Genomic DNA, 20,806 nt, shown 5'->3' on the forward strand with positions numbered 1-20,806 from the left:
GGATCGGAGCAGGCGGCGCTCCGGCACCCCATGCTAGTCGACGGTGTTATCACCCTCCGCCGGAGAGGAGTCCCCGGCGCTCTCGTCGCGTTCGCGAGCGAGTCGGGCGGATTCGGATGCCTCGCGCACTCGCTTGCGCAGGCTCTTCGGGCTCACCACCCGCTCGCCGAGGGCGCCTGGCGTCCAGGCCTCGACGTCTTCGTCGCTGTACTCGCTCTTCGACGCCCGTCGCTTCAACTCGGGGAGAACGGTGCCAGGAGCGAGAAGACGCGCCGTGATGAGGAATCCGGTGTGCGCGATCATGCGGTGGTCCGGTCGCACGGCGAGACCCTCGACGTGCCATCCGCGCACCATCGTCTCGTTGGAGACGGGCCGGGTGAAGGATCCGCTTGCACGGATCGCCTCAGCCACGCGGGACAGCTGGGTGACGGTCGCGACGTAACAAAGGAGTACGCCGCCGGGCTTCAGGGCGGTGGCGCAGGCATCCACGCACTCCCAGGGCGCGAGCATGTCGAGCACGATCCGGTCGACACTGCCGTCGGGGAGCGCGTTCGGCAGCTCCTCCTGCAGGTCGCCGACGGTGAGGGACCAGGTGTCGGGCAGGCGGCCGAAGAAGGTCTCGACGTTGCCGCGCGCGACATCCGCGAACTCGTCACGGCGCTCGAAGGACGCCAGGCGCCCTTCCGGACCGATGGCGCGCAGCAGCCACAGGGACAGGGCGCCGGAACCCACGCCGGCCTCGACGACGGTCGCCCCGGGGAAGATGTCGGCCTGCGCGAGGATCTGCGCTGCGTCCTTCGGATAGACGATCGCGGCGCCACGCGGCATGGACATGACGAAGTCGGTGAGCAGCGGGCGCAGTGCGAGGTGCTCGATGCCGGCCTCGTTGGCGACGACGGACCCGTCTGGCCGGCCGATGATGGCATCGTGCGGCAGCGGGCCGCGGTGCGTGTGGAACACCTTGCCCGGCTCGAGCGTGATCGTGTGCAGGTGTCCGCGCGGGCCGGTCAGCTGCACACGATCGCCTGCGCGGAACGGACCGGACGCGGCGGGAAGCTCGTGGTCGCTCACGCTGCACGCTCCTCGAACAGTGCCGCCAGGTCGGTGAAGGTGCGGCCGTCGAGCGTGGGCCACAGGGTGTGCTCGTCGCTTTCCGGCAGCGGAATCATGTGCGGAACGCCGATCGCGACGGTTCCGGCCGCGACGGCGGAGGCCAGCCCGTTCATCGAGTCCTCGATGGCGATGCAGTCCTGCGCGCGCACGCCGAGCAGGCGGGCCGCATCGAGATACGGGTCTGCGAACGGCTTCGGCCGCTCCACCTCGTCGCCCGTGACGAGCACGTCGAAGCCCTCGAACGGGATGTGCCCGACGATCTGCTCAGCCATGTCGCGGATCGACATGGTCACCAGCGCCGTCTTGACACCGTGCTGACGGATGTCGAGCAAAAGCTCCTTAGCGCCCGGACGCCACGGCACCCCGTGCTCGTCCAGCTGCTGCTGCACGCGACGCGTGAGCGTCGCCACGATCGTGTCGGCGTCGAGGTCCACACCGTGCTGCTGGAACACCTTGGCCGACTCCCAGAGACCGGATCCGACGAGGATGAGCGCGTCGTCGTGGGTCCAGGATCCGCCGTGCTCGTGCACGAGCTCCGTCTCCGCCTGCATCCAGTACGGCTCGGTGTCGACGAGGGTGCCGTCCATGTCGAACAGGACGGCGGAGGGGAATGCGGTCACGGGCATCCAGCCTATCCTGGGTAGGCGTGTCCGACCGGGCACGGAGCGGGAGCGGAATCCAAGCGTGAGCAACGACAGCCGGATCTTCGACGGACGCATCCTCGTCGTCGCGTTCGAGGGGTGGAACGACGCAGGAGAGGCAGCCAGCGGGGCCGTGCGCACCCTCAAGGACGCGCTCGACGTGGTGCCGGTGGCGACCATCGACCCCGAGCTCTACTACGACTTCCAGTTCAACCGTCCCACCCTCGCGGCAGACGAGGAGGGCCAGCGACGGCTGGAGTGGCCGGGATCTGTGGTGTACGCGCCGGTGTCGCCCGGCATTCGGATCGACCCTCTCGAGGACGTCGCCGAGTACCACGCGAGCGGCACGGGGGTCGGCAACCTCTTCCTCCTGCTCGGAACGGAGCCGTCCCGCAGCTGGAAGGCGTTCACGGCCGAACTGATCGATGCAGCGCTCGCCGCAGGGATCGACGCCGTCGTGCTGCTCGGATCCATGCTCGCCGACGTTCCGCACACACGTCCCATCTCGGTGCACTCCTCGAGCGAGAATCAGCAGGTGCGCGCGGAGCTGGGGGTGGAGCGGCCGACGTACGAAGGGCCGGTCGGAATCCTGAGCGTGTTCGCCGATGCGGCGGAGGCGGTGGGCATTCCCACGCTGTCGCTGTGGGCATCCGTTCCGCACTACGTGCACAACTCCCCCAGCCCGAAGGCGATGCTGGCGCTCATCGAGAAGCTCGAGCAGATCATCGACGTGACTGTTCCGCGCGGCGACCTCGTCGCCGACTCCGCAGCCTGGGAGAGCGGCATCGACGCGCTGGCAGCGGACGACGAGGACATGGCCGCCTACATCGAGCAGTTGGAGCAGGCGCGCGACACCGTCGACTCGCCAGAGGCGAGTGGCGAGGCGATCGCTCAGGAGTTCGAGCGCTACCTGCGTCGTCGAGGCGACGGTCGCGGTGACAAGGGCGACGGCCGGGGGCCGGACGAGCCCTGGCGTCGCGAGTAAGGACAGCGAACAGCAGCGGTCAGAGCACGACGCCGAGCAGCGCGTCCACCAGGCCGCTGACGAGTTCTGGATCGTCGACACCCGAATCGGCCGCCGCATCGACTGCGGCCAAGGCGCCAGGGGTGTCGAGGTCGTCTGCGAGGCGCGCACGGACAGTGGCGAGAACGTCGTCCGCCTTCACGCCGGCCGGATCCGCGCGGATGCTGCGCCAGGCAGCCAGCCGTGACTCCGCCTCGCGCAGGCCCTCCGGGGTCCACTCCCATTCGGTGCGATAGTGGTGGGCGAGCAGCGCGAGCCGGACAGCCGCGGGATCGACGCCCTCCTCCACCAGCCGTGAGACGAGGACCAGGTTGCCCAGAGACTTGCTCATCTTCTCGCCCTGGTAGGCGATCAAGCCCGCGTGGCTGTAGACCTTGGCGAGCGGATGTCCGCTCAGCGCAGCTGCGTGCCCGGCACTCAGTTCGTGGTGCGGGAACAGCAGGTCTGCTCCGCCGCCCTGCACGGTGAAATCATGTCCGAGGTGCTTCAGTGCGATGACCGAGCACTCGATGTGCCAGCCGGGACGGCCGCGGCCCACCACGGAGTCCCACGCCGGCTCGCCGTCGCGTGCCGCCCGCCACAGGAGCGGATCGAGTTGGTCGCGTTTGCCCGGTCGATCCGGGTCGCCGCCGCGCTCGGCCGACAGGGCGAGCATCGTGGCCCGGTCGAGGTTGCTCTCGTCGCCGATTCGCCAGGGGCTCGTCTGCGCGGCCGCCGCGACATCGAAGTACACGTCGTCGGTGTCGGATCCGTCGCCGGCCCCGGTGCCCCCCTTGGTGTCTGGGGTGGGCACGCGGTAAGCCGTGCCGCGCTCGAGGAGGAGGGCGACGGCATCCGCGATCTCATCGATCACCTCGGTGACGGCGACGTAGTCCTGAGGAGGAAGGATGCGCAGCGCCTCCATGTCGCCCCGGAACAGCTCGATCTGCTGGGCGGCGAGGTCGCGCCAGTCGACGCCGGTGGCTGTTGCGCGCTCCAGGAGCGGGTCGTCGACATCCGTGATGTTCTGCGCGTAGTGCACTTCGAGGCCCGCGTCCAGCCAGACCCTCTGCAGCGTGTCGAAGGCGAGATAGGTGTTGGCATGCCCGATGTGCGTCGCGTCGTACGGGGTGATGCCGCACACGTAGAGCCGCGCGACCGGGTCCTCGGGGGTCGAGCACTGGTAGCTGTTCGACGCGCTGTCGAACAGCTGCGGCGCCGTGCCGCTTCCCGGCAGCCGGGGAACGGACGGCCTTGGCCACGCCTCAGGCACTCAGGACCCCCGTCGCCAGAAGGATCATGAGCAGTACGCCGATGACGATGCGGTAGATCACGAACGGCAGGAAACTGTGGCGCGAGATGTACCGCATGAAGAACGCGATCACGAGCAGGCCGACCGCGAACGCGACGACCGTGGCTCCGAACGTGTCGAGCGCGTTGAACACCTCGGGCGTGCACGTGCCTGCTGCAGCCTCGGCGCTGCCCGCGATGCACGGATGCTTCACGGACTTGTACAGCTCGTACAGTCCGCTGCCGAACACGGCCGGCATGGCGAGCAGGAACGAATACCGGGCAGCAGCGCTGCGCTGATAGCCCATGAACAGTCCGGCGGAGATGGTGCCGCCGGATCGTGAGACGCCAGGAATCAGCGCGAGGGACTGGGCGAGACCGTAGATGGCCGCGTGACCCCACGTGAGCTCTGACACGCGGCGCGTCTTCGCACCGAAGTGATCGGCGAGCCACAGGACGATCGCGAACACGATGAGCATGATCGCGACGATCCACAGCGAGCGGAACGTCGTCTCGATGTCTTTCTGGAACAGCAGGCCGAGGATGACGATCGGGATGCTGCCGACGATGATCATCCAGCCCAGCTTGGCGGTCGCGTCGCCCCGCGGAATGCGCCCGAACAGTGCCAGGAACCACTGCTTGATGATGTGGGTCACGTCGCGCCAGAAGTACACGAGCACCGCCAGCTCGGTGCCGAGCTGGATGATGGCGGTGAATGCAGCCCCGGGATCCGCTCCCGTGCCGATGAGCTCGCCGACGATGCGCACGTGAGCGCTCGAGGAGATGGGAAGGAACTCGGTGAGCCCCTGCACGAGGCCGAGGATCAGCGCGTTGACGAAGTCCATCGCACCCTTTCGGTCAGTAGGTGGCCAGGAGGTGGCGCAGGACGGTGCGTCCGAACACGAGCGAGTCGAGCGGCACGCGCTCGTCGACGCCGTGGAACATGGCTGGGAAGTCGATGCCTGCCGGCAGCTGAAGCGGAGCGAATCCGTATCCGGTGATGCCGAGGCGGCTGAGTGCCTTGTTGTCCGTTCCTCCGGAAAGGAGGTACGGCAGCACGACGGCGTCGCGATCGTGCGTCAGCAGGGCATCCCTCATCGCATCGACCAGTTGGCCGGCGAACGGAGCCTCAAGCCCGATGTCGCGATGAACGATCTCGATGTCGACCTCGTCGTCGACCAACTCGCGCACCTTCAGGAGCACGTCGTCCTCTTCGCCGGCGAGCGTGCGGATGTCCACGAGCGCTTCCGCGCGCTCCGGCACCACATTGTGCTTGTAGCCAGCCTTCAGCAGCGTGGGGTTGCTCGTGGTGCGCAGCGTCGCGCGGATGAACCCGGATGCCGTTCCGCTGCGCAGCACCACCTCGTCGGGTCCGAGAGCGACCGGGTCGACCCCGAGCAGGCGTGCCAGCTCTCCGATCAGCTGCGTGGTCGTGTCGGTCAGCCGCAGCGGCCACTCGTGCCGTCCGATGGCGACGACCGCCTCGGCGAGCTTGGTGACGGCGTTGTCCGCGACCATACGGGATCCGTGGGCGGCGCGACCGCGGGCGATCAGCCGGATCCAGACCAGGGACTTCTCCCCCGTCTGCAACAGATACGCGCGCTTTCCGCCGACGTCGACCGAGTATCCGCCGACCTCGCTGATGGCCTCTGTCGCGCCCTCGAACACCTCGGGATGCTCGTCCACCATGAAATGCGAGCCGAAGAGTCCACCGTCCTCCTCGTCGGCGAAGAACGCGATGACCAGGTCGCGTTCCGGAGCCTCCCCCGCCCGGACGATGTCGCCGAGCGCCGTGAGGATCATCGCGTCCATGTTCTTCATGTCCACGGCGCCGCGGCCCCAGAGCAACCCGTCGTGGATCTCGCCGGCGAACGGATCGAAGGTCCAGTCGGCGGGATCCGCTGGGACGACATCCAGGTGCCCGTGCACGACCAGGGCCGGCTTGTCCTTGCTGCGTCCCTCGACGCGTGCGATGACCGTTGTGCGGTCTGGACGGGACTCGTACGTGCGCGGCTGGAGCCCGAGGGAGGCGAGGTGGTCGCTGACGTAGGCGGCGGCATCCGTCTCGCCCTTGGCCCGCCCCTCACCCCAGTTCGTGGTGTCGATGCGGATGAGGTCCCTGGCGATCCGGGCGGTCTCATCGAGCTGCGGCTCGGGCTCCCGCTCGACGGCACTCTGCTCGGCGTCGTTCGGGGTGGTCATGCTGCAACGCTACCGGCCATGCGCACACCGCGACCAATCGGATCCCCTGCGATCCGCCCCCTCCAGTGGTGCTCCCGGTGTGCACGGAGGCCCTCTGAAACCGTGCTAATCTCGTACGTCGGCGGTTGAAACCTCAACTTCCGAACTGCGCGCGGGTGGCGGAATAGGCAGACGCGCTAGCTTGAGGTGCTAGTGCCCTTTATCGGGCGTGGGGGTTCAAGTCCCCCCTCGCGCACAAACCAAAGAGAGCCGGTCCAGTGGACCGGCTCTCTTTCGTTTGCGCATAAGGGTGTCCCCTTGAACCGCCCCGGGTGGGCCCCCGCGGCCAGAGGCTCCGCGCGCTGCGAAGCAGGGTGTGGAGGGGCCGCAGGGACAAGTCCCCCCTCGCGGTTTCGAAGCATCGCTTCGAAGCCGAGCCTCGGTCTCGGTGCTCGACGAACCGGACCCACTCAGCGCAACGGCGTCCAGCCGAAGGGGACGGGACCGGATCCCAGCGCCCGTTCGCGGTCGGCAATGGCCGACCACCCCTGAGCCTCGTCCTCGGAGTCGAATCCACCGCGGGCGAGGCGGACGCCCACGTCGTCCTGATGTGTGCGCGGGTCGCCGCCGCGGCGAGTCGATGCGCGGACGCTCCATGCGTCATCCGCGAATCCACCGCCGCGGAACACGCGATAGGCGCCGTAGCGTGCGGGGTCGAGCAGGTCCCAGCACCATTCCCACACGTTGCCGAGGGTGTCGAACAGGCCGTTCAGGTTCGGATGCTTGCCGCCAACGTTCTGCGGCGATCCGACGCCATCTGTGCTGGTCCAGGCGATCTCCGCGAGCGGCCCGTACTGCGGACCGATCGAGCCGGCACGACACGCGAATTCCCATTCGGCCTCTGTCGGAAGGCGGTAGCCGTCCGAGTCCACGTGCCAGGTGACGTCTTCGCCGTCGAACGTGTACGCCGCATCGAGGCCCTCCCACTCGGATGCGGCGTTGCAGACGCGGATCGCGCGCAGCCAGCTGACATCGACGGCCGGCCGGCGTGGATGCGACGCCGTCTCGCCGATGAGCTCGGCCAGCTGCTCCTGGGTGAGGGCATAGACCCCGATCTGGAACGGCTCCAGCTCCACCGGGCGCTTCAGCGACCGGCGGGCATCGTGGAGGGTCACGGATCCCCCGGCGGCGGGCGCCAGCTCGATGTCGGCCACCGCGGCAGTATGCCACGGCGCCGCCGCCGGACCGTCGTGTCGGCATCGGCAGTGGGCAGCGAACGGCGGATGCAGGCGGACGCTCCGCGCGCTGCCGCGTGGCACAGGCACCCGCTGCAGACGCCGTGCCACGCTGACGTGGACGCGACGAGAGGGGACTCGATGCACGCGGACACGCCGAATGCCAGCGACGCGGCGGGATTCCTCGCAGGGCTCGATCCCTGGGATGTGGCCTTCGCGGTGATCAGCGTTGTGCTGGGCATCGTCTTCGGGGTGCTGGCCAAGCGCGGTACTCAGGCTCTGCTCGCCCGCATTCCCAGCATCCCTGAGACCGTGGCGAAGCGGATCGCCAGCACGGTGCGGCTGGTGCTCATCCTGCTCGGCGTCGGGATAGCGCTCACGTTCCTCGGTGCTCCCATCCAGCCGGTGATCGCTCTGGCGATCGTGCTCGCGGTGATCGCGGTTCTGGCGCTGCGCGGGATCGCCGAGAACTATGCGGCCGGACTCGTCATCCAGACGCGGCGGCCGTTCACCAGGGGTGACGTCGTGCGGATCGGCGACTACGAGGGCGTGGTGGCCGAGATCAATGGGCGGTCGGTCGCCGTGCGGCAGTTCGACGGATCCATCGCGCACATCCCGAACGCGAGCGTGCTGTCCAATCCGTTCCTGAACGAGTCGGAGCGCACGGCGCTCCGCGGCGAGCTCGAGGTGCGGGTGAGGTATCGGGATCGCGACGATCTCGACTCGGTCGTGGAGGGCATCCGCTCGGCCTGCGCGGGGGTGAGCTCGCTCATCGACGGCAAGCACGCCGAGGTGCTCTTCGTGGCACTCGCCCCGGATCGTGCGACGCTCGCCGTGCGCTACCGGCACCGTCCGACGCACAAGGGCGCGACTCGATCCGACATCGTCTCCGCCGTCTATGGCGCCGTTGCCGACCGGGATGCCGTCGTGACATCGGAGAAGGTGGATCCGCCGCTCACTCCCCCGGCCGTTCTCTAGTCGACGCGATGTGGTGCATCGGTGTCACCGAGTCGCGTCGCGTCAGGATGCGAGCGGCTCGATGAGCGACGGATCGTCGGGATCGGCCGTGCGGGAGTTGTTCACCTTCGGGTCGACTTCGTAGCTCGTGACGGTGCCCGCCACCTTCTCGGATTCAGCCGTCAGCAGCTGGACCATGTTCTGCTTGCCGGGCTCGTCGAGCTTGTCGGGGGTGAGGAACTCGTCCCAGGCGTCCCGCTCGAGGAAGACCGGCATGCGGTCGTGGATCTCGCCTGAGGCGTCCCTGGCCTCCCTGGTGATGATCGCGGTGGACACCTGCCACTCGTCGTCGACCTTGCGCACCGTGTAGATGCCTGCAGCTGCCAGCAGGCCGCCGTCGCCCGAGTGCAGGAAGTGGGCGCGCTTGTGGCCGGGCTCGCCCGTCCACTCGTAGTAGCCGCGCATCGGGACGATGGCCCTCGAGGAGGCGAATGCACCCTTCCAGAGTCCGTTGCTCGTCACGGTCTCGATGCGGGCGTTGAAGTTGGGACGCTTGGATTCGCGCATGAAGGCGGGGTGGAAGTCCCACACGGCGCCGTCGACGCTGCGTCGCACCTCCCCCGTGCCCTTGTCGACTCGCTCCCTCACGATGGGCACGACGTCGGTCGGCGCGATCGAGTAGCTCGGACGCCAGTCGTTCAGGTCGCCGCCCGCGGCGACGAACTCCGTGATGAGCTCGTTGACGTCGTCGTCCATCGCGAAACGTCCGCACATGTGCGACCTCCTGTCGGCGGTGCTTCTCAGCCTTGTGTTGTTCTCTCGGAAGGCTACTCGGCACCGCAGATGGGCTCACTCGTCTCGCTCAGCGGTCCACGGGTGAGCAGGAACGAGCGTCGAGGACGGAATTCTTCCCCGAATGAGTGAACGGGACAACACGCCGTAGAGGTTTGACAGTTTCGAATATGCGTTCGAAACTGGAAGAGTGACGCTTCTCGCCGAGTACTACTCCCCCGCCTCCCCGGCGGAGCCATGGGAGAGTGCCGCTGCGGAGCGGCGTGCTGGTGCCGACGAGTCGTGGGATGGCGCTCGAGCCGGCTCCTCTGAGCGCGCGGGGCAGGACGATCGCGCAGCAGTCGAGCGGGCACGAGCCGACCTGGATCGGCTGCTGAGCCTGCGTTCGAAGCTGGGCGAGCTGGAACGCACCAGGGTGGACGACGGCGCACTGCCAACGCATCCCGCGCTGGGGGCGCTTCTCCCCGGCGGCGGGCTGCAACCGGGTGGGGTGTACTCGGTCGGAGGGTCCACTTCCATCCTCATGGCGCTGCTCGCAGGCCCCAGCGCCGACGGTGCATGGTGCGCCGTGGTGGGGATGCCGGGGTTCGGCGCCGAGGCTGCCGCACTGTCCGGCGTCGACCTCGACCGGCTGGTGCTGGTGCCGTATCCCGGCGACAGGTGGTTCAGCGTGACGGCGGCGCTGGCGGATGCGGTGAGCGTCGTCGTCACCACTCCCAGGACCATGGTCGGCGATGCGGAGGCGGCCAGGCTGGCAGCCCGGTTGCGGCAACGCGGCGCCGTGCTGCTCGTCTGCGGGCGATGGCCGCGCGTGGATGCCACGGTGGGTGTGGCATCCAGCGCGTGGTCGGGGGTCGGTGAAGGGCACGGTTACCTGGCGGCACGCGAGCTCACGGTGACGGCGGAGAGCCGGTCGTGGGGGCGTGAGCGTCGGGCGACGCTCCTGCTGACACCCGATGGACGCCTGCAGGACGCCGCGCCCGCGACGAAAGCACCGCGTCCGATTCCGCTGCACGCCGTGCGCGCCGGCCAATCGCAGGGCAGTCGTCCCGCCTTGGCGTCCGACGTGTCGCAGCGGCTGAGGGCGGTGGGCTAGGTGCTCCCAGAGAGGGACCGCGATGTGCAGACCGTGCTGGCACTCGACAGCGGTGTGCCGGGCGGGGACCGGCGCACGGAACAGCACAGTCCACGCCGCACACTGCTGCTCTGGTGCCCGGACTGGCCGGTGCGGGCCGCGGTGGCTGCCGGGCTGGCGGAGGACGGGCATCCGGTCGCGCTCATCGACAAGGGGCTGGTGTTCGCCTCATCGGCAGAGGCGAGGCGCGAGGGCGTGCGTCGTGGGCTGCGCGTGCGGGAGGCGCAGTCGCGGTGCTCGTCCCTCGTCGTGCTGCCCTACGACGCCGCACTCGACCAGCGGGAGTTCGAGCCGTTGCTGACGGCGATCGAGCAGGCGATCCCCGGCGTGCAGCCCGTTCGGCCGGGGCTGTGCGCTCTGCGGGCGCGCGGGCCTGCGCGGTTCTACGGCGGGGAGGATGCCGCGGCATTCCAGCTGCTCCGCGTCGCCGCCGAGCACGGCTCCCCCGACGCCTGCGTGGGCATCGCCGACGGGCCGTTCGCCGCTGAGCAGGCGGCGCGGGCTGCATCGCGTCCGTGGGGAAGGCGGAGCGCGAGGGCGCCGGACGCCGCAGCGGCGAACGATCGTGTGCTGATCGTCGAGCCGGGCGGATCCGCAGCGTTCCTCGCCCCGCTGCCGGTCGACGCGTTCGGATACGACGTGCAGCTCACCACGCTGTTCCACCGGCTCGGCCTGGACACGATCGGGGCCGTGGCGGCGCTGGATCCGCTCGAGCTGGAGGACAGGTTCGGTCAGGAGGGCGTCCGCGCGCACGCCCTCGCCACGGGTGTGGAGCGGACAGTCGTGGTGCCGAGGGATCCGCAGGCCGTGCTGGAGCGATCCATCCCGTTCGAACCGGGACTGGAGCGTGCGGACGAGGTGACATTCGCCTTCCGGCAGACCGCTGACGACTTCGTGGCATCCCTCTCCGCCCAGAAGCTCGTGGCCACGGCGGTGACGATCGTGGTGCGCTCCGAGTCGGGGGCGGAGAGCGAGCGCACGTGGCTGCATCCGAGGTGGTTCACGGCGCCCGACGTCGTGGATCGTGTGCGATGGCAGCTGCAAGGTGCCGGCGTCGACAGCGGACTGGACTCCGCCGTCGTCGAGGTGACGGTGAAGCCGGAGGCGGTGGACGCCGCGAGCCACCACGAGGACGGCCTGTTCGGCGGCGGCCCTGACGAGCGAGTGCACCACGCGCTCTCCCGCGTGCAGAGCATGCTCGGGCACGACGCCGTCGGCACCGCCGCCGTCGCGGGAGGACGGATGCTCGCCGATCGCACGGTACTGGTCCCGTGGGGCGATCGTGCTCCGGATGCCGTGGCCGGCGACCGAGCGAAGCCGTGGCCCGGATCCCTCCCGCCGCCGCTGCCGTCAACGGTGTATTCGCCGCCGGTGCGGTGCGCGGTGCTGGCGGCATCCGGCGCTCCCGTCGACGTGGATGACGCAGGCGAGCTCACGGCCGATCCGGTGGGCTTCTCCCCCGTGCCGGGCAGGCCGCTCGGCGTTGCAGGATGGGCGGGACCGTGGCCAATCGAGGAACGCTGGTGGGATGCGGACGCCGTCCGCGCCGTGCATCGCCTGCAACTCGTCGACTCGAGCGGCGGCGCCTGGCTCGTGCTGCTCGAACGAGGCCAGTGGATGCTCGAGGCTCGCTATGACTGAGCTCCGATCGCTGGTCGGGCTTGGCGGAAGCAGGAGGGGATCTCTCGGCCGGCTGGTTCCGACAGGCTCACTCATCGGCGCGGGGGTGACCTGACATGGGCTGGAAGAACCCGCCGATCCCGTGGTCGGAACTGGAGCGCACCCTGTCTGGGCGTCGTCCGCCTGAGGGAGATCTCGCTGCGCTGGACTCTCCGGCCCGCAGCGTGAAGCGACGCACGTACCGAGGTGAGCCGATCACGCCGATCGACGGCCCGTATGTGCCGTACGCCGAGCTGCACGCGCACTCCCACTACAGCTTCCTCGACGGCGCCAGCGCGCCCGAGCGGCTCATCGAGGAGGCCGCACGGCTGCGACTGAACGCCATCGCCCTCACGGATCACGACGGGATGTACGGCATCGTGCGCCTCGCGGAGGCGGCGGAGATCCACACGGCGGTGAAGACCGTGTTCGGCGCAGAACTCTCGCTCGGGCTCGGGAAGCCGCAGAACGGCGAGGCGGATCCGGAGGGCACGCACCTGCTGGTGCTCGCTCGCGGCGAGGAGGGATACCACCGGCTGGCTGGCGCGATCACCGACGCCCAGCTGCATCCCGATGCCGAGAAGGGACGGCCGGTGTACGACATCGACGCACTCGCCGACCAGGCCGGCGGCCACTGGACCGTGCTCACCGGATGCCGCAAGGGCGCGGTGCGGCAGGCGCTCGCCGCAGGAGTGGGCGCGGGCAGCGGCGGCGGCGTCTTCGGCAGATCGGTGCACCAGGAACTCGACATGGGCACGGTGTTCGGAGACGTCAGGGTCTTCGGGGAACGGACCGCGGATGCCGCGCTGCAGGGCTTCGATGCGACATCCGGAGTCGACGTGGGGGCGGCATCCCGCGCCATCGACGAGCTCGTCGAGCTGTTCGGCGCCGAGCACGTGGTCGTCGAGCTGTTCGACACCGGGTCCCCGCTGGACACCGTGCACAACGATGTTCTGTACGCGCTGGCCGAGCGCAAGGGTCTGGCATCCGTCGCGACGGGTCTCGTGCACTACGCGTCGAAGGCGGAGCGGCCGCTCGCCACGGCGATGGCAGCCGTGCGGGCACGCCGCAGCCTGGACGAGATCGACGGCTGGCTTCCCGCGGCGGCGACCACCGGGATGCGCACGGGGGCGGAGATGGCGAAACGGTTCGCGCGCTACCCGGGCGTGATCGAGCGCACGGTCGAGATCGCCGACAGCCACGCCTTCTCGCTGAGCTCGGCCAAGCCCAAGCTGCCCAAGCAGGACGTGCCGCATGGCCACACGCCGATGAGCTACCTGCGCCGGCTCGTCGAGGAGGGCATCGCGGAGCGATACCCGGCCGACTATCCGCACGCGAGCGCCGAAGCGGTGCTGGCGCGCATGGAGCAGGAGCTGTCGGTGATCGAGGCGAAGGACTTCCCCGGCTACTTCCTCATCGTGTACGACATCGTGCGGTTCGCGCGGGAGCGCGGCATCCTGTGCCAGGGTCGCGGATCGGCCGCGAACTCGGCCGTCTGCTACGCCCTGAAGATCACGTCGGTGGACTCCATCCAGTACAAGCTGCCGTTCGAGCGCTTCCTCTCCAGCATGCGGCCGGAGGAGCCCGACATCGACGTGGACTTCGACGCCAGGCGGCGTGAAGAGGTCATCCAGTACGTCTTCGGCAAGTACGGCCGCAGAAATGCCGCCCAGGTGGCCAACGTGGTCAGCTACCGGCCGAAGAACGCGGTGCGCGACATGGCGAAGGCGCTCGGCCACTCCACGGGACAACAGGACGCCTGGTCCAAGCAGGTCGAGAGATATGGGCCGGATGTCTTCACCGGCGACCACGACATCCCGGATGCCGTGGTCACGCTCTCGAAGCAGCTGCTGACCGCGCCGCGGCACCTGGGTATCCACTCCGGCGGCATGGTGCTCACGGATCGTCCCGTCGGCGAGGTGGTTCCCGTCGAACACGCCCGCATGGAGAACCGCACGGTGCTCCAGTGGGACAAGAACGACTGCGAATGGATGGGCCTGGTCAAGTTCGACCTGCTCGGTCTCGGCATGCTCGCCGCCGTGCAGTACATGTTCGACATGGTCGAGCAGCACCTCGGGGAGAAGTGGACGCTCGCCGACCTGCCCAAAGAGGAGCCGGCGGTCTACGACATGCTGTGCAGGGCTGATGCCATCGGCGTGTTCCAGGTGGAGAGCCGCGCCCAGCTCGGCACACTCCCCCGCCTGCTGCCGCGCGAGTTCTACGACCTCGTGATCGAGGTGGCGCTGATCCGGCCGGGACCCATCCAGGGTGGGGCCGTGCATCCGTACATCCGCCGCAGGGCTGGCAAGGAAGACGTCGTGTACGCGCACGAGGATCTCATTCCGGTGCTGGAGCGCACGAAGGGCATCCCGCTGTTCCAGGAGCAGGTGATGCAGATGGCGATGGCCATCGGCGACTGCACGGGAGAAGATGCGGACCTGCTGCGGCGGGCGATGGGATCCAAGCGCGGCATCGAGAAGATCGGCACGCTGCGCGACAAGGTCTTCGGCGGCATGGCGAGGCGCGGACTCGACGAAGCGGCACAGCAGGGCATCTGGTCGCAGATCGAGGCGTTCGCCGACTTCGGATTCGCCGAGAGCCACGCGCTCAGCTTCGCGCTCATCGTTTACGCCAGCTCGTGGCTCAAGCTGCACTATCCCGCGGTGTTCCTTGCCGCGTTGATCAAAGCGCAGCCGATGGGCTTCTACTCGCCGCAGTCGCTCACCCAGGATGCCGTGCGGCACGGCGTGATCGTGCGTCACGCCGACATCAACAGCTCCGGCGTGCATCCGGACCTCGAATCGGTCGACGAGCGCACAGCCGCTGCGGCGACACCTGGCGGCATGGACTCCTGCCTCGCACAGAAGCAGCCGTCCATTCCGAAGAAGTTCGACCGCACCGACCAGGATGTCTCCCTCTCCCACCGCAGAGACGGCGCGCTCGCCGTGCGCCTCGGCCTCGCCGGCGTGAACACGATCGGTGAGAAGCACGCGGGGCGCATCGTCGAGGAACGGGATGCATACGGCCCGTACACGAGCATGGACGACCTCGCCCGCCGCGTCGGCCTCACCGCCCCGCAGCTGGAGGCGCTGTCAGCGGCAGGCGCGTTCGAGTCCCTCGGGCTCACCCGCAGGCAGTCGCTGTGGGCTGCAGGGCCGGCATCCAGGGAGCGGCGGGACTACCTGCCCTCCACAGCCGTGTTCGTGCAGCCTCCGCTGCTGCCCGTGCTGTCGGCATCCGAGCAGACCGTCTACGACCTGTGGGCGACGGGGATCTCGCCGGGCGACCACCCGATGCACCACGTTCGGGAGGCGATGGCGGGGCGTGGCATCCGCCCCATCGCCGACCTGCAGCACGTGGAGACCGGCACCAGGGTCGAAGTCGCCGGAGTGGTCACGCACCGGCAGCGGCCCGCGACGGCCAGCGGGATCACGTTCATGAACATCGAGGACGAGGGCGGCATGCTCAACGTGATCTGCAGCGTCGGGGTGTGGGGGCGCTACCGCAGGATCGCGCGCGAGTCGCCGGCGCTGGTGGTGCGCGGCATCCTGGAGCGCACGGAGGAAGGGGTCGTGAACATCGTCGCCGACCGGTTCGAGTCCCTTGCGCTGAAGGCGCGCACCGTCTCGCGCAACTTCCAGTAGAGCTTGCGCACGCAGAGACTTCCGGTGCCGGAACCCGGATGTCAAGCCCTGGTGAACACTGCGCCTCTCGACGAGCATCGAATGACTCGATCAGTTCGGGTGAGCAACCACCTCGAGAGGGAGGCGACATGGGCAACGAAGAGAAGTTCGAGAACAAGAAGGACGAGCTCTGGGGCAAGGCCAAGGAAGCGACCGGTGACGCCACCGGCGACGACGAGCTGAAGCGGCAGGGCAAGTTCGATCAGACCAAGGCGAACCTCAAGCAGGCGGGCGAAAAGGTCAAGGACGCCTTCACGGACAACGACTGACCGAGTACCCGCAATCGTCACCGTGCATCGGGCCGCCTTTCTGGCGGCCCGATGTCGTGTCTGGGGCCCTCTCGCTGCTCGGTTCGCAGATCTCTCCGTCGCGGGTCAACCTCTGGCCCGCCTGGCCGCCAGCGGCAGAAGGATCCAGAGCGCCACGACGACCGCCGCCGTGATGCCGCCGGCCACGAGCCCGGCGGCGCGCGACAGCACGACGTCGAAGATGAACAGCACGACGCCGATCACGAGCAGGCCCACCGTGGCGAGCGTGATGCGCAGCAGCACGTTGCCGATCACCACGAGCTCGCGCTTCACGTGCCTCCGGAACAGCCAGCGGTGCAGGCTCACCGGGGTGAGGTTGAGCGCGGTCGCTGTCGCCGCGAGGCACACGAGCACGAGATAGATGGTCGACGAGAAGGCGTCCAGAGTCGTGAATCGGGGCTGGAACGCCAGCGCGAGCAGGAACCCGGTGATGATCTGAGTGCCGGTCTGCGTCACCCGCAGCTCTTGCAGGATGTCCGACCAGTTGCGGTCCGACCGCTGCACGACCGTCTCCGTGCGGCCGTCGTCGGGGATGTCATCGGTGATGTCGCCGAGCTCGCTCTGATCCACTCGTGAATGCTAGGCCGAGTCCCACGATGGCGGATGTGCGCGGCGCGATCGCCTGCCGCGCACGGACATCACGCCGCCGCGGTCACGGCCCGTCGAGGAGCTGCTGCCATCCGTCTCCCGCGGCGTTCTCGAAGATGAGGCTCGTTTCGGTGTGCGCGACGGCGGGGTTGCCGGTGAGGTGGTCGAGCACGAAGTCGCGCAGCTCTCCGGCATCCCGTGCTGCGACGTGCAGCAGGTAGTCGTCGGCACCCGCCGTGTGGAACAGCGCGATCACGCCTGGCAGGTGCGGTGCAGCGGCGCGGAATGCGTCGATCTGGGCGCGGGAGTGCTTCGCCAGCCGCACCGCGATCATCGCCTGCAGCGGGATGCCCGCAGCCTTCAGGTCCACGTCGAGCCGGTATCCGGCGATCACGCCCCTTCGCTGCAGGTTCCTCAGCCGCAGCGAGACCGTCGACTCGGCGACGCCCGCCTCCGCAGCCAGAGCGGCACCGGAGATGCGGGCGTTGCTTGAGAGTGCGAGCACGAGCGCACGGTCGACGGGATCGAGTTCGGGAACCTTCGATTCGGACATCCGAACGGCCTGCTCTCCCACAGAATCTGTGATGAAAGGTGATTTCCTCGCAGCATATTCGACTCACAGACGCAAGGGTGGTGGATTCTGCTGTCATTGAGGCATGACAGTGTCGTCGATCCACCCCAGTACGCCCTCTTGCGCCCACCTGGAGACCCGCGCGGTCCACGCGGGCATGGAGGGTGTTGCCGAATCCGGATCGCACGTTCCGCCGATCGATCTCTCGACGACGAATCCGCTGCCCGGCATCGAGGCGGGCGGAGATTCGTACGAGAACCTCGCGACCGGCGGTGTGCTGAATCCGGGAGACTCTGCTGTCTATCAGCGGCTGTGGCAGCCGGGCGTCGCCCGATTCGAGCGTGCCCTCGCGGATCTGGAGGGAACGGAGGAGTCCGTCGCCTTCGCCTCGGGGATGGCCGCGCTCTCCGCCTGCCTGATGGCCGCCGTCGCCGCCGGCACGCCGCACATCGTCGCGGTGCGTCCGCTCTACGGCGGCACGGATCACGTGCTCGCCACCGGCCTGCTCGGCACGAGCGTGACCTGGGCGACGCCGGACGGTATCGCCGACGCCATCCGGCCGAACACGGGTCTCGTCGTGCTGGAGACGCCGGCGAACCCCACGCTCGAGCTCATCGACATCGCGGATGCTGTCGCGCAGGCGGGCAGCGTGCCGGTCCTCGTCGACAACACGTTCGCCTCCCCGGTGCTGCAGCGCCCGGCCGAGCAGGGCGCGCGGCTGGTGCTGCACAGTGCCACCAAGTACCTCGGCGGTCATGGTGACGTGATGGGCGGAGTCGTCGCGACGGATGACGCCTGGGCGCGCCGCCTGCGCGGACTCAGAGCGCTCACCGGCGGCCTGCTGCATCCGTTCGCGGCGTACCTGCTGCACCGCGGCCTGCGCACGCTACCCATCAGAGTGTGCGCCCAACAGGAGACCGCAGCGGAGCTGGCCAGGCGGCTGCAGGATCATCCTGCTGTGCGACGGGTGATGTACCCGGGGCTGCCGGGACAGGATCCGCTCGGCCTGCTCGGTCGGCAGCTGGAGGGTCCCGGATCACTCATCTCGCTCGACCTCGGCGACTACGACGGTGCCGTGCGCTTCACCGAGGCGTGCCGCTTGGTGTCGCACGCGGTGTCGCTCGGCGGTGTGGATTCGCTGGTGCAGCATCCGGCGTCGCTCACGCATCGCCCTGTCGAGGCCGACGCGAAGCCGAACGCCGGTGTCGTGCGGCTCTCGGTCGGGCTCGAACACGTTGACGACCTCACCGACGACCTGATGGCCGCGCTCGACGTCGCCGCGGGCATGCGGAGGGAGACGACCGACATGCTCGCTCGATAGGAGGGGTTGTGTCAACCGACCGCGGTGCGCCCGGCGGGGACGGGCGCAGCATTTCGGTAACGGGACACGCTCTCGCTTGCGGCGGCGTGTACGCCGCAAGTATCGCGACTGTCCGGCGAGTCGACCGCGGTGCGCCCGGCGGGGACGGGCGCACAAAACAAAACAGCTCAGTGGTGTCCGAGACGCTTGCGGAGCAGGTCGATGCGCGCCTGCAGCTGCGTCACGCTCGCCTGTGCGACGGTGGGACCACCGCACAGGCGGCGCAGTTCGGCGTGCACGAGCCCGTGCGCCTCCCCCGAATTCTTCGCGTACAAGCCGACGAGGCTGTTCAGAAGACTGCGCTGTTCCTTCAGCGTGCGGTACACGGGTGCCGGCGGTGACTGCTGCGGTTCACCGGATGCCGACGGCTTGCGATTCGCCGCCCGCTTGGCCTGCCTCGCCTGCCTGGTGCGCAGCAATTCGTGCACCTGGTCCGGTTCGAGCAGCCCGGGGATGCCGATGAAGTCCCACTCCTCGTCGCTGCCCGGCTCGGCGAATCCGCCGAACTCGGTTCCGTCGTACATGACGCGGTCGAAGGCCGCATGCGAGTCCAACGCCTCGAACGCGAACTCCTGCTGCAGCGAATCGGATGCCTTGTCGTTCCGTTCCGCTGCCGCCATCATGGCGTCCTCGGGGTTCCACAGGTCTCCTTCGCCGTCCGTCGACATACGGTCGAGCGCGTGGTCGCGCTCCAGTTCGAGCGCCCGCGCCAGCGCCATCAGCACTGGAACGTCGGGCAGGAACACGGATGCCGTCTCCCCGCGCCGCCTGGCCCGCACGAAGCGTCCGATGGCCTGGGCGAAGAACAGCGGAGTGGAGGCACTCGTTGCGTAGACGCCGACGGCCAGCCGTGGCACGTCCACGCCTTCGGAGACCATGCGCACCGCGACCATCCATCGCGAGTCGTCTTCGGCGAACTCGGCGATCCTCTCGCTGGACTCCTTCTCGTCCGAGAGGACGACGGTGACCTTCTCGCCGCAGATGGACTCCAGGATGGCGGCGTACGCCCGCGCCGCGACCTGATCGGTCGCGATAACCAGTCCACCGGCATCCGGAACCTGCTGCCGCACCTCGGACAGCCTCCGGTCGGCGGCGTGCAGCACCTGCGGGATCCATTCGCCCTTCGGATCGAGCGCTGTGCGCCACGCCTGCGACGTGATGTCCTTCGTGTTGCCCTCGCCGAGCCTGGCCTCCATCTGGTCGCCGGTCTTCGTCCGCCAGCGCATGTGGCCCGCGTAGACCATGAACAGCACAGGGCGCACGACGCCGTCGGCAAGCGCGCGGCCGTATCCGTAGTTGTAGTCGGTGCGCGAGGTGCGGATGCCTTCCCTGTTCTGTAGGTACGTCACGAACGGAATCGGCGACGTGTCGCTGCGGAATGGCGTCCCGGTGAGGGACAGCCGCCGCTCTGCCCGCTCGAACGACTCGCGGATGGCGTCGCCCCAGCTGAGCGCGTCGCCTCCGTGGTGCACTTCGTCGAGGATGACGAGCGTGCGGCGGTCCATGGTGATGTCTCTGTGCAGCGACGCGTTCACCGCCACCTGGGCGTACGTGACGGCGATGCCCCGGTAGTGCGATCCGTAGCGGCCGTGCGCGTTCTTGAAGTTCGGGTCGATCGGGATCCCGACCCGCGCCGCCGCCTCCGCCCACTGCCGTTTGAGGTGCTCGGTCGGTGCGACGATCGTGACCCGCTCCACAGTTCGCCGTTTCAGCAGCTCGACCGCGAGCCGGAGCGCGAATGTGGTCTTCCCTGCTCCAGGGGTCGCTGCGGCGAGGAAGTCGCGCGGCTCGTATCGGAAATAGGCCTCCAGCGCCTCCGCCTGCCACGCCCTGAGCTTGCTCGCCGTTCCCCACGGAGCTCGGGCGGGGAACGACGGTGAGAGGTGCTCGATGGCCCAGGTGCCGACCGTGCGAGACGTGTCCGCGGGCGCGGCGCGGGACATGGCTCCGATCCCGGCGTCGTCGCGCGTGGTGCCGTCGAGTGCGGTGCCGTCTGGTGCTGTGTCGTCGGGTGCGGTGCTGCCTGGCGCTGTGCCGTCGAGGCGGGTTCCGTCGATGCGCGTGAGCACGGCATCCTCGTGCGCGTCATCGGGCTGCCAGTCGTCGGCCGGGGCGGAGGCGGGGGTCGAGGTGCTCACTTGGATCCACGGTACCGAACACGGCTGACAGTCGCCGGGCATCCGCCCGGTGACCGCCGGTTTTCTCGGCCGGCTTCTCCGCCGGATCCCTTGGTGCCCCTCCTGAGCGTTCCGAATGCCGGAGGGTGCAACCGAGACCGGAGCATTCCTCC

At 68.9% G+C, this 20,806-nt stretch carries 17 protein-coding genes and 1 tRNA gene; 8 read left to right on the top strand and 10 right to left on the bottom strand.

The annotated features are described in order from the left end of the window. Nucleotides 1-33 precede the first annotated feature (33 nt). A complete protein-coding gene (locus HII28_RS00950) occupies nucleotides 34-1,071 on the bottom strand; it encodes a tRNA (adenine-N1)-methyltransferase (protein ID WP_170023601.1) in 1,038 nt (345 codons plus the stop codon). Beyond that, nucleotides 1,068-1,739, bottom strand: coding sequence for an HAD family phosphatase (locus HII28_RS00955; RefSeq protein WP_240977194.1), 672 nt, complete (start codon nucleotides 1,737-1,739; stop codon nucleotides 1,068-1,070). Before HII28_RS00955 ends, HII28_RS00950 begins: the two co-directional genes overlap by 4 nt. A 58-nt stretch (nucleotides 1,740-1,797) precedes the next feature. Between HII28_RS00955 and HII28_RS00960 the strand changes: the two genes are divergently transcribed. Then, nucleotides 1,798-2,739: a PAC2 family protein gene (locus HII28_RS00960; protein ID WP_346769136.1), complete on the top strand. Its 942-nt coding sequence runs from the start codon at nucleotides 1,798-1,800 to the stop codon at nucleotides 2,737-2,739. A 19-nt stretch (nucleotides 2,740-2,758) separates the two neighbouring features. Here HII28_RS00960 and mshC read toward each other — a convergent pair whose 3' ends face one another. Genes mshC through HII28_RS00975 form a run of 3 tightly spaced genes read right to left on the bottom strand, consistent with a single transcriptional unit; the run spans nucleotide 2,759 to nucleotide 6,249 of the window. Continuing rightward, nucleotides 2,759-4,030, bottom strand: coding sequence for a cysteine--1-D-myo-inosityl 2-amino-2-deoxy-alpha-D-glucopyranoside ligase (mshC, locus tag HII28_RS00965; protein WP_170023605.1), 1,272 nt, complete (start codon nucleotides 4,028-4,030; stop codon nucleotides 2,759-2,761). Next, nucleotides 4,023-4,892, bottom strand: coding sequence for an undecaprenyl-diphosphate phosphatase (locus HII28_RS00970; RefSeq protein WP_170023607.1), 870 nt, complete (start codon nucleotides 4,890-4,892; stop codon nucleotides 4,023-4,025). The genes mshC and HII28_RS00970 overlap by 8 nt, the downstream gene beginning before the upstream one ends. Nucleotides 4,893-4,905: 13 nt before the next feature. Then, on the bottom strand, nucleotides 4,906-6,249 hold the full coding sequence (locus tag HII28_RS00975; RefSeq protein ID WP_170023609.1) for a M20/M25/M40 family metallo-hydrolase: 1,344 nt from the start codon (nucleotides 6,247-6,249) through the stop codon (nucleotides 4,906-4,908). 149 nt (nucleotides 6,250-6,398) lie between these two features. Between HII28_RS00975 and HII28_RS00980 the strand changes: the two genes are divergently transcribed. Beyond that, nucleotides 6,399-6,484, top strand: a tRNA-Leu gene (locus HII28_RS00980). Between the two features lie 214 nt (nucleotides 6,485-6,698). Here the strand turns inward: HII28_RS00980 and HII28_RS00985 are convergent. Further along, nucleotides 6,699-7,442 (bottom strand): SUMF1/EgtB/PvdO family nonheme iron enzyme, encoded by a 744-nt coding sequence (locus HII28_RS00985; protein ID WP_170023621.1) that lies wholly within the window; start codon nucleotides 7,440-7,442, stop codon nucleotides 6,699-6,701. A 162-nt stretch (nucleotides 7,443-7,604) separates the two neighbouring features. Between HII28_RS00985 and HII28_RS00990 the strand changes: the two genes are divergently transcribed. Continuing rightward, nucleotides 7,605-8,441: a mechanosensitive ion channel domain-containing protein gene (locus tag HII28_RS00990; protein ID WP_170023623.1), complete on the top strand. Its 837-nt coding sequence runs from the start codon at nucleotides 7,605-7,607 to the stop codon at nucleotides 8,439-8,441. Between the two features lie 42 nt (nucleotides 8,442-8,483). Here HII28_RS00990 and HII28_RS00995 read toward each other — a convergent pair whose 3' ends face one another. Beyond that, entirely contained in the window at nucleotides 8,484-9,194 is a 711-nt protein-coding gene (locus HII28_RS00995) for an SOS response-associated peptidase (RefSeq protein ID WP_170023625.1), read from the bottom strand. Nucleotides 9,195-9,402: 208 nt separating this feature from the next. Here HII28_RS00995 and HII28_RS01000 point away from each other — a divergent pair, with 208 nt between their 5' ends. The 4 genes from HII28_RS01000 (at nucleotide 9,403) to HII28_RS01015 (ending at nucleotide 15,958) form a co-directional block, all read left to right on the top strand. Beyond that, entirely contained in the window at nucleotides 9,403-10,308 is a 906-nt protein-coding gene (locus tag HII28_RS01000; RefSeq protein WP_346769137.1) for a hypothetical protein, read from the top strand. A 24-nt stretch (nucleotides 10,309-10,332) separates the two neighbouring features. Further along, the gene (locus HII28_RS01005; RefSeq protein WP_346769138.1) at nucleotides 10,333-11,988 is read left to right on the top strand and encodes a DNA polymerase Y family protein; all 1,656 of its coding nucleotides are present in this window, start codon (nucleotides 10,333-10,335) and stop codon (nucleotides 11,986-11,988) included. A 95-nt stretch (nucleotides 11,989-12,083) separates the two neighbouring features. Next, nucleotides 12,084-15,650 carry an error-prone DNA polymerase gene (locus tag HII28_RS01010; RefSeq protein ID WP_170023627.1) on the top strand — a complete coding sequence of 1,189 codons (3,567 nt, stop codon included), beginning with the start codon at nucleotides 12,084-12,086 and terminating at the stop codon, nucleotides 15,648-15,650. A 128-nt stretch (nucleotides 15,651-15,778) separates the two neighbouring features. Then, nucleotides 15,779-15,958: a CsbD family protein gene (locus HII28_RS01015; RefSeq protein WP_170023629.1), complete on the top strand. Its 180-nt coding sequence runs from the start codon at nucleotides 15,779-15,781 to the stop codon at nucleotides 15,956-15,958. Nucleotides 15,959-16,063: 105 nt separating this feature from the next. Here HII28_RS01015 and HII28_RS01020 read toward each other — a convergent pair whose 3' ends face one another. Both HII28_RS01020 and HII28_RS01025 read right to left on the bottom strand, forming a co-directional pair. Next, nucleotides 16,064-16,567, bottom strand: a complete 504-nt coding sequence (locus HII28_RS01020; protein WP_346769139.1) for a DUF6328 family protein — start codon at nucleotides 16,565-16,567, stop codon at nucleotides 16,064-16,066. A gap of 82 nt (nucleotides 16,568-16,649) precedes the next feature. After that, entirely contained in the window at nucleotides 16,650-17,138 is a 489-nt protein-coding gene (locus HII28_RS01025) for an Lrp/AsnC family transcriptional regulator (RefSeq protein WP_170023631.1), read from the bottom strand. Between the two features lie 103 nt (nucleotides 17,139-17,241). Here HII28_RS01025 and HII28_RS01030 point away from each other — a divergent pair, with 103 nt between their 5' ends. Further along, a complete protein-coding gene (locus HII28_RS01030; RefSeq protein ID WP_170023633.1) occupies nucleotides 17,242-18,477 on the top strand; it encodes a PLP-dependent aspartate aminotransferase family protein in 1,236 nt (411 codons plus the stop codon). Between the two features lie 167 nt (nucleotides 18,478-18,644). Here HII28_RS01030 and HII28_RS01035 read toward each other — a convergent pair whose 3' ends face one another. Next, entirely contained in the window at nucleotides 18,645-20,459 is a 1,815-nt protein-coding gene (locus HII28_RS01035; RefSeq protein WP_170025887.1) for a DEAD/DEAH box helicase, read from the bottom strand. Nucleotides 20,460-20,806: the final 347 nt, after the last annotated feature.

The sequence above is a fragment of the Planctomonas sp. JC2975 genome (genome assembly GCF_012985205.1).
Lineage (GTDB): Bacteria > Actinomycetota > Actinomycetes > Actinomycetales > Microbacteriaceae > Humibacter.